The sequence below is a fragment of the Paenibacillus tyrphae genome (assembly GCF_027925525.1).
Lineage (GTDB): Bacteria > Bacillota > Bacilli > Paenibacillales > NBRC-103111 > Paenibacillus_G > Paenibacillus_G tyrfis_B.
In genome coordinates this window covers 150,869-159,612 of sequence record NZ_BSDJ01000014.1, presented here as the reverse complement: position 1 = coordinate 159,612, position 8,744 = coordinate 150,869, and the positions used below count along the sequence as shown (strand labels likewise).

Sequence of the window (8,744 nt, the reverse complement as noted above, 5' to 3'; positions counted from 1 at the left end):
AATCCGCAGGCAGGGACTCTTTTCTTTGGTCTTCATGCTCGAATATCTCGCCGACACTAACATCTAAATATGAGCAGAGCTTGTCTAATGTCTCAAGATCAATTCTTTTTGCGCGCCCATGATAAAGTTCGGTCACCGTATTACGGGCAAGGCCCGTACCATCCACTACGTCGGATATTTTCAGACGTTTACGCCCCATGATTTCACTTAATTTATTGATGATCAAACCTTTCTCCCTCCCTTTGTCTTCATGATATCGAAGTTAATGAAAATGATCAAAATATTGATTATTTTAATTGACTTAGAAGATGAAAAAATGTTGCCAGCGGGGTGAGCGACGGCTTTAAGCACGAGGCGGTAGCTTTACATTCGATACTTCGCAAGGATACGGAACAACAGAAAATCATCATCAAGGCTTGCGTTGAAATTTATGAAGAGCATCGACGGCTGCATGCCGTGCGAAGGATGTGTGAGGCTCTGGACGATACCGATCAAGCGAGAAAATATTTTCATGAGGCAATGGGGCTGGACAAAGCAGCTCATGGAGAAGTTGAACCGTGAAATCGGGGGCCTTGCTGATTTTCTCCATATGGGGTCTGTATTGTCAGAGGATGACTATACGTTAATACAGCGAGGGTATCGTTTTATTGTCGTTTCGCCATATTTGATTTTCTACAGAATCATAAATAACGAAGTCATCATCCACCGGATTCTGCATGGCCGAAGAGACTATTTGCGAGAACTTTTTTAATAAGGAAACGGATTGTCGTAGACAACAAACGAATACAGATTATGTTGCAAAGCCCTCGAAATGAAGGGCTTTTTGTTTTGTCTGATACCGGAGAGGCAGATTCATTCCACATCGAATGTTGCAATATCGAGCACCATATGTTAATTTTAACATATGATACTGATCAAGGAGCGACTTCCATGTCCATTACACACGCGATTCTGGGAATTTTAAGCTGGAAATCTGTCACGGGCTATGATTTGAAAAAAATCATCCAAGAATCCCCCTTTATGTACTGGTCGGCCAACAACAATCAGATTTACAAATCACTGGTGCAACTGCTGGACGAAGGCTTCGCGACCTGCGAAGTTCAGCATCAGGAAAGCTCGCCCTCGAAAAAGATTTATACGATCACGGAAGAAGGGTTGGCCGAGCTGAAGAATTGGGTGCTTTCCACGCCCGAACCACCGGATTTGAAGAAATCGTTTCTGATTCAGCTTGCTTGGGCCGATCAGCTAAACACTGACGAATTGAACGCCCTGCTCACAAAATATGAAGAGGAAGTCCGGACGCAGATTTTATTGCAGCAGGAACAAAAGCTCAGAGGCCCGTTTTCTCCCGGCAGAACCGCCAGGGAGATCTGCTTATGGGATATGATCTACGATAATTTAATCGATTTCTACAAGCGCGAATGGGAATGGATTCAAAAGTTGCGCAGTGAATTGCGTATTCCCATAGAGAAGGAGGAAAATCAAATGAACGTTCAAATTATCGAAAGAGGTACGAAAAAATACGTGGAATACACTTCTGCCGAAACGCCGCTGAGCACAAGACAAGATGCGTTGGATCTTATTGCAAGATGTTTTGAACATGACACTAATTTATTAGTGCTTCACGCGGAGGCGCTTTCCGACGATTTCTTCAATCTTAAAACGGGCTTGGCCGGAGAAATGCTGCAAAAATTCATAAACTATCGCGTAAAGGCAGCCCTTATCATCACGAACGAACAGGTTGTGAAGGGGAGATTCAAAGAACTGCTGGCCGAAGCCAACAAAGGCAATGATTTCAGGGTATTCGGCAGCGCCGGGGAAGCGGAAGCGTGGCTTTTAAGCTTTTGACGTCTCCACACGAAACATGGTGCGTTCCTACCCGTTACGGGGATACGTTTGTGATAGCGAGCGGCGAAAAGACAGCTCCGCCCCTGCTGTTTTTCAGGCAAATCATCTCTTTTTTCGGCACCGACTCTAGGAGAGCGGCAGCGATACGGTGAAGGCTGTCCCTTTCCCCGGTTGACTGTGTACGGTTATCGTGCCTTGATGCATATCGACGATCTTTTTGACGATGGATAATCCGAGTCCGCTGCCTCCGCTCAAGCGGCTGCGCGATTTGTCGGCTTTGAAAAAACGGTCGAAGACGAAAGGAAGATCCTCCTCGGCGATGCCGCAGCCGTTGTCCCGGACGGTAACTACGGCGCGTCCATCCAGTTGCTGCAGCCGAATAGCAATCACGCCGCCTTCCGGGGTAAACTTGATGCCGTTGTTCAGCAGGTTGAGCCACACCTGGCTCATGGTGTCTTCATCGGCTGTTACGGTGACGTGGTCCAATTCGACGTCCATCTCCAGATTTTTCGCGACCCATTGCGGCTCGCAGGCGAGAACGATTTTCCGCAGCTGGTTGTCCAGCCGGTAACGCTTCGGTTCGAACGGATGATGGTCGGATTCGAGCGACGTCAGCTTGAGCAGGTTATCGCTCAGCTTGGATAGCCGCCTGCTTTCCGTCTCGATAATCCCCAGTATTTCTATCCGCTCTTCCTTGCTGACGTTATCGTTCTGAAGCTCGCGCGAGAACCCGCTGATCGACGTCAGCGGAGACTGGATTTCGTGAGAGACGTTGGCGATAAACTCCTGCCGCATTCGCTCCATCTGACCGAGCTCGCCGGCCATTCGGTTAATACCGGACGCCAGCGGCTCGTATGGGCCGATCCGTTTCGGGTCTGCGTCCAGCTTGATATTGAAATCCCCTTTAGCCATCCGGTTCAGGGTACCGACCATAAGGTGGAAAAATTCCCGGCGCGACGTCCGGCCGAGGCGGATGAAGGCGAGCAAAGCCGCCATCTGCAGCAGACCGCCGACGAGCAGCGCGAAGAGCTGCCAGCCGTAGTGACGGAGCGGCGACGGAGTCTCCGTGCGGATAAACAAAGCCGCCTCCCGGCCGTTCGCCGCAAACAGCTGCCCCGTCGTCGCTTCGCCGGGACCGAGCAGGCTCGACCGTTCGAACGAACGAAGCGTACCGCCGTTGAATACGTTCGACGCAGCCTCCCGGCTCATCTCCCCGGAGAACGGCTCAGCCTGCTCGCCGTAGGCGATATGCCGTCCGTCCGCCTCCACCAGCACGACGCGCGCCGGAAGAAGCAGAGCGAGCTGGCGCAGCAAATCGTCTGCCCGGGCCGGGTCCTTCGCCATAAGCGCTATGGTCGCTGCGCCGCTATCGAGCATTCGTTCCCAGGTATGCCGCTTGGCATAGCTGCTCTCCAGCCCCGACGCGACCGCAAAGCCGATGCTCCAGAAAAATACGATGGAGAGTGCGAATGCGGCGACCCGCCACGCTTTCGGCCAGAGCATCATGGCAGCACCTCCAGCCGGTAGCCGAGTCCGCGGAGCGTACGGATGCGGAACCCGCAGCGCTCCGGGGGAAAACGATCCCGCAGCCGGTTCACATGCACGTCGACCGTCCGTTCGTTGCCTTCGAAATTGCAGCCCCAGATGAGCTCGATGAGCTGCTCCCGCGAGAATGTCTGACCCGGATAGCTCGCCAGCCGGAACAGCAGCTCGAATTCCTTGAGCGGCAAGGTCTGCCCGATGCCGTCCTCCGTCACCTCATATGATTTTTGGTTCAGCTGCACCCGTCCGACCTGCACGATCTGGAAAGCGGCGATCCGGTACCGCTTGAGCAGTGCCTTTACCCGGGCGACGAGCTCGCGGGACTCGAATGGTTTCACGAGGTAATCGTCGGTGCCGAGGTCGAAGCCCTTCACTTTTTGCTCCGTATCGCCCAGAGCGGTAAGCATGAGCAAGGGAAGGTCGTAATGCTCCCGCAGCTCGCGGCACAGCTCCCAGCCGTCCATCCCCGGCATCATGATGTCCAGAATGACCAAGTCCGCTTTTGTCGCTTCGAGCGCTCGCATCGCCCTAGCGCCGTCCGCGGCTTCAAGCACCTCGAAGCCTTCGCCCCGCATGATCATCTTGACCAGCCTGCGGATATGGGGATCATCGTCCACGACGAGAATTTTAGCCATGGGAACGGTAGCCTCCTTTTTAAATCTTGCCTCTATTATACAGCAGATGCCGTGACAGGACTGCGGTTTCGTACAAACGCACTTACGTTTGTTTCGCGTCGGCGGCTGTCGGGGCCGCGGGAGGAGCCGCCGGTTGGATCATTCTCGCATTGCCCATCAAGAGCGCGGCAACGAGCCCGATGGCGGCGATGACCGTTCCTGCAAGGAAAACGCCGTCGACCGCATGAGTGAACACGTTCTGCAGCTCGGCGAGCAGATCGGCCGGAAGCAGCGTGCGGACTGCCGGATCGAGCAGCGCCTGCGGATCGGCGAACTTGTCGAGCTTATCCGCAGGGAGGGAAGCGAAACGCTCGCCCAATCCCGACATGCCGGAAGTCATCCGGCCGGTCATCAGAACGCCCAAGACGCTGACTCCGATCGTTCCGCCGATCGACCGGAAAAACTGCACCAGCGACGTGGCGGTACCGCGCCGTTCTCTGCCGATCGCGCCGATGACCGAAGTGTTGAGCGTCGGGATAATCAGCCCGATTCCAAGCCCGGCGACGATCATATAGACAATGACCTGCAGCTTCGTCGTGTCCGCATCCATCGTGGCGAACAGACTGAAGCCAAGTCCCATCAGTACCATGCCGAGCACGTTGAACGTGCGGTATGCGAATCGATGCATCAGACGTCCGCCGAGCGTCACGGCAGCGGCGACCGCCAGCATCAACGGAGTCAAAATGTACCCGGCGAGTAAAGGGCTTACTCCGATGACGCCTTGGACGTACAGCGGAATATAGGTCACCGCGCCGAACATGCCCGCACTCATCAGGAAAGCGACGATAGAGGTGACGGAAATGACGCGGTTGCGGAACAGCGGCAAAGGGATGATCGGTTCTTTCGCTTTCGTTTCGATCCACAGGAACAAAGCGAGCAGCACCGCCCCGAGCAGAAACAGGCCTACTACCTGCGGTGAGCTCCATGAATTGTGCTGTCCGGAGCCAAGACCGGATTCCCCTCCGCCCAAGACGAGAGCAAGCAGAATCGCGACGACTGACCCGCACATGGTTAGCGCGCCGAACCAGTCGATGGACGGCTTGCCCTGGTTTTTGGTTTCCTGCAAAGCCGGGATGAGAATGAGGATCGCGGCAAGGCCGATGGGGAGGTTAATATAAAACACCCACTGCCAGCTCAAATATTCCACGAACATTCCGCCGATGGCAGGGCCGATGACGCTTGCCAGCGTCATGACGCCCGCGAACATCCCCTGCATTCTGCCCCGCCTCTCCAGCGGCACAAGATCGCCGATAATCGTCACGGCGAGCGGCATCAGCGCCCCGGCCCCAAGACCTTGCAACCCGCGGAAAACGATCAATTCCGTCATGCCCCCCGATAAGCTGCAAAGCACAGAGCCGAGCATAAACAGCGTCATTCCTGCAATATAGAGCTTTTTCCTGCCGTACAAGTCGGCAAGCTTGCCGTAAATGGGCATGCTGGCGGTCGACGTCAGCATGTAGATCGAGAAAATCCAGCTGTACAAAGACAGCCCGCCTAATTCTTGCACAACGCTAGGCATCGCCGTCGCCATAATCGTCTGATCGAGAGCGCTGATCAGCATGCCAAGCAGCAGGCCGACGATGACCAGAGTCACATTCGTTTTTTTGTTCGTCATGGTGATTTCTCCTTTAGCTTCGGTTTGTCGATGCTGCTTAGCATAAGGGAGATTTATAAATCGAAAATAAACGGAGTGTAAAGGATGAAATCCACGGGCAGGGGAAAGGAGAAGGTGTATCGGGATTGACGGTTTTCGCTTTTTTGAAAAAAAGAAGCTTGCCAACCGTAACAAGAGCGGATTCCAATTCATAAATTTAAAGTGTGATCTATTGAGGTCTATAAACGGAGGTTAAAAAATGGACGATTTCAAAAAAGAGCTTCAGGGATTGAGCGTTTCCGATTTTAAAGCAGGCCAGACGGTGCCTCTGCACTTTCAAGGCGCACCTAGTGAAGCTCGTCTATGCTTCTTCACCTGTTTCGGTTTCGGCTGTTTCCGCTGCTTTGGTTGCGGTTGCTTTCGCTGTTTTGGTTGCGGCTGTTTCCGTTGCTTTGGCTGCGGTTGCTTCCGTTGCGGTCGTTGTGGCCGGTGCTTTTAATGTTTCAGCTGATATATAGAAACACCGGACAAATCGTCCCGCATTGAATAGAGATACGTTTTTATTTGCTTACTCCGCTGCTGCGCTGGCGGGGATTTTTTTGCTTACGCATCCTATGCTGGCTTTAACCCGGCCTCGGAAAAAACAAACAGGCCGGCGCACGAGTAGTCAGGGCGCCAGCCGCCGGAGTGCAGAGGGTTACCCGTTCAACTGATACAGCGAAGCCATACAGTCGACGAACATTTTATTGTACTCCTCTCGGCTCAAGTCTTTATTGCAATAAATATCCCGGCCTAAATATTGATACCAAGTAATCTCCGTCCCGTCTTTTTTATAAATATAGTTGGGAATCCGCTCGTCCGAGATGTCGCCGTCATTCGCATGGCGGATCAAAAACGTCTCATTCTCAAACGTAGGCACCTTCTCATAGTTCAACTCCATGCCTTGCTGCTCGGCGACAAGGTTCAGCAGCACGATCAGCATTTTGAACGGATCGCGGAACATTTCGAATTGAGTCGGTTCATTCGTCTTCATCAAAGGTCGCTCCTTCATCAAGTGGGAATGTTCGTCACAACAGAGCTTGCACAAAAGGATTGAAAAGTGCGGGAGAATCCGTTATTTTAAAATTAATAAAGCGCTTAACCACCTGGTTGAGTTTAATTATATCCAGCCAGCGTCAGAAAAGCAACGAAAAAACGGTAAACGCTTTCAAGGGAAAAGAAGTTCCAGTACAACGACAAAATGGGGGGCATCCGGGTGAGATTGAGCATCGGTAAAAAGTTGGCGGGCAGTTTTTTGACTTTGGCGGTTATTTCCGGTATCTCAAGCGCTTTGTTTTACAGCTCGCTGCAGCAAATGAACCGGTCGTATGCTGATTTGATCGAAAGGCAGGGAGAGCTGAAGGCGATCGCGGGCCAGATCAAATTTCATACGGCTGTGCAGAACGGCAGCCTGAATACGTATCTTTTGACGCAGGATTCCGCTTACATCGCCGAGCTGAATCAGGCGAACGAGCTGATTGAGAAGCTGCTGACGCAATCCAAGGCGCTGCTCGCGGATTCCAGCGAGGAAGAGAAGCTCGGTTATATGATGGAGTTGAACCGGCAATACCGCACGAAAGCGGAACAAGTATTTCAGTTGGCCGGCAAAGATGCCGAAAGTGCGCGTCAGGAAGCGAGAACCGGCATTGTTCCGTTGGGGGCGGTCATTACGAAATTTGCGCAGGATGTGTCCGACCGGCAGGACCGGACGATGGCTGCAGAGATGGAAGCGAACCGGAGTCTCGTCGACCGTATAACGATGTTCACCCTATGGGTGAGTCTGGTAAGCTTCGCCTTGGCCATCGTCATCGGCTTTGCTTTTGCGCGATACTTGTCTAGACCGCTCGTAGCTCTCAGCAAGGCGGCCGATTGGATCGCCGAGGGGAATCTCGGGGTCAAGGATGTGCGTGTCCGGCGGCAGGATGAAATCGGGGATTTGGCCCATTCCTTTCACCGAATGGCGGAAAGCTTGCGGCGGCTGGTCCGGCAAATCGATATTAGCTCGGGCCAGGTTGTAGGAATTTCCAGAGAGCTGCGGTCGAGCTCGGAACAAACGGGGACGGCCGCCGAGCATATTACGGAAATTATGCAGCAGCTTGCGGACGGCTCGGAGAAGCAGGTGCAGTCCGTAGAGCGAAGCAGGCAGTCGATCGGCGACATGCTGGAAGGGATTCAGCGCATTGCCGATAACGGCAGACAGGCCGGCTCGTTGTCCGGGCTTGCGCTCGACAAGGCATCGGCCGGAGACAAGGAGATCGGGATCGTTATCCGCCAGATGGATTCGATTCAGACAACAATGAACAATTTGGACCAAGTCATTGGAAAGATGAGCCGTCGTTCCGCCGAAATCGGACAGTTGAACAAAGTGATATCGGACATCGCTACCCAGACCAATTTACTGGCGTTGAATGCGGCCGTGGAAGCAGCGAGAGCAGGCGCTCACGGGCGGGGCTTTGCGGTCGTTGCGGCGGAAGTCCGCAAGTTGGCCGAACAGACCGGGCAGTCCGCCAAACAAGTCGCAGCGCTGGTGCATAATATTCAAGCGGAGACGGAGCACGTCGTCGGCTCGGTGGCTGCGGCGTCGCAGGAGGTGGCGGACGGAATCCGGGTGGCCGGCGCTGCGGGGCGCATATTCGAGGGGATCAAGCAGTTGGTCGACGAGGCGACGCAGCAGGTACAAGCCGTGTCCGCCGATGCCAGCCGGTTGTCTGCCGGGGCTTCCGAGATCGTCCGGTCGATGGAATCGATCGTCTCTTTATCCGAGACGATGGCGGCAGGATCCCAGCATGTGTCGGCGGCGACCGAGCAGCAATTGGCTTCGGTGCAGGAATTGTCGGCGAATACCTCGGTATTGACGACCATGGCCGAAGAACTGCAGGGGACGGTTCAAAGATTCAAATTATAGGGACTTTCGTCACACATTTTAAATTGATTATTGCAAACGCGGGAAGGCTTGAGTTATAATGATCACACATGAAAGGTAAAGCGCTTACTCTTGGTTTGAAATGAAGATCTTTGGCTTCAAGTGACCATCCCGAAGCTTTTTG

Annotated in this window: 10 protein-coding genes; 5 read left to right on the top strand and 5 right to left on the bottom strand. The window is 53.5% G+C overall.

Features of this window, described 5'->3' with window-relative positions:
- A partial coding sequence (locus tag QMG93_RS18785) for a helix-turn-helix domain-containing protein (protein WP_216790857.1) occupies positions 1 to 226 on the bottom strand: 226 nt, incomplete at its 3' end.
- Between the two features lie 104 nt (positions 227 to 330).
- On the opposite strand from QMG93_RS18785, the gene QMG93_RS18780 reads away from it, so the two are divergent.
- The 3 genes from QMG93_RS18780 (at position 331) to QMG93_RS18770 (ending at position 1,848) form a co-directional block, all read left to right on the top strand.
- Positions 331 to 561 carry a hypothetical protein gene (locus QMG93_RS18780; protein ID WP_281939094.1) on the top strand — a complete coding sequence of 77 codons (231 nt, stop codon included), beginning with the start codon at positions 331 to 333 and terminating at the stop codon, positions 559 to 561.
- Positions 452 to 751 carry a type II toxin-antitoxin system RelE/ParE family toxin gene (locus QMG93_RS35225; RefSeq protein ID WP_309299678.1) on the top strand — a complete coding sequence of 100 codons (300 nt, stop codon included), beginning with the start codon at positions 452 to 454 and terminating at the stop codon, positions 749 to 751. The genes QMG93_RS18780 and QMG93_RS35225 overlap by 110 nt, the downstream gene beginning before the upstream one ends.
- A 179-nt stretch (positions 752 to 930) precedes the next feature.
- On the top strand, positions 931 to 1,848 hold the full coding sequence (locus QMG93_RS18770) for a DUF4180 domain-containing protein (RefSeq protein ID WP_281939077.1): 918 nt from the start codon (positions 931 to 933) through the stop codon (positions 1,846 to 1,848).
- 126 nt (positions 1,849 to 1,974) lie between these two features.
- Here QMG93_RS18770 and QMG93_RS35220 read toward each other — a convergent pair whose 3' ends face one another.
- From QMG93_RS35220 to QMG93_RS18755, 3 genes are all read right to left on the bottom strand, one after another.
- A complete protein-coding gene (locus QMG93_RS35220) occupies positions 1,975 to 3,354 on the bottom strand; it encodes a sensor histidine kinase (RefSeq protein WP_309299676.1) in 1,380 nt (459 codons plus the stop codon).
- The gene (locus QMG93_RS18760) at positions 3,351 to 4,025 is read right to left on the bottom strand and encodes a response regulator transcription factor (protein WP_281939075.1); all 675 of its coding nucleotides are present in this window, start codon (positions 4,023 to 4,025) and stop codon (positions 3,351 to 3,353) included. Before QMG93_RS18760 ends, QMG93_RS35220 begins: the two co-directional genes overlap by 4 nt.
- A gap of 82 nt (positions 4,026 to 4,107) precedes the next feature.
- Complete coding sequence (locus QMG93_RS18755) at positions 4,108 to 5,679, bottom strand: MDR family MFS transporter (RefSeq protein ID WP_281939073.1); 1,572 nt, start codon at positions 5,677 to 5,679, stop codon at positions 4,108 to 4,110.
- A 329-nt stretch (positions 5,680 to 6,008) separates the two neighbouring features.
- On the opposite strand from QMG93_RS18755, the gene QMG93_RS18750 reads away from it, so the two are divergent.
- On the top strand, positions 6,009 to 6,176 hold the full coding sequence (locus tag QMG93_RS18750; protein ID WP_281939071.1) for a hypothetical protein: 168 nt from the start codon (positions 6,009 to 6,011) through the stop codon (positions 6,174 to 6,176).
- A gap of 179 nt (positions 6,177 to 6,355) precedes the next feature.
- Here QMG93_RS18750 and QMG93_RS18745 read toward each other — a convergent pair whose 3' ends face one another.
- Positions 6,356 to 6,691 carry a hypothetical protein gene (locus QMG93_RS18745; RefSeq protein WP_281939069.1) on the bottom strand — a complete coding sequence of 112 codons (336 nt, stop codon included), beginning with the start codon at positions 6,689 to 6,691 and terminating at the stop codon, positions 6,356 to 6,358.
- A gap of 222 nt (positions 6,692 to 6,913) precedes the next feature.
- Here QMG93_RS18745 and QMG93_RS18740 point away from each other — a divergent pair, with 222 nt between their 5' ends.
- Complete coding sequence (locus QMG93_RS18740; RefSeq protein WP_281939068.1) at positions 6,914 to 8,602, top strand: methyl-accepting chemotaxis protein; 1,689 nt, start codon at positions 6,914 to 6,916, stop codon at positions 8,600 to 8,602.
- Positions 8,603 to 8,744: the final 142 nt, after the last annotated feature.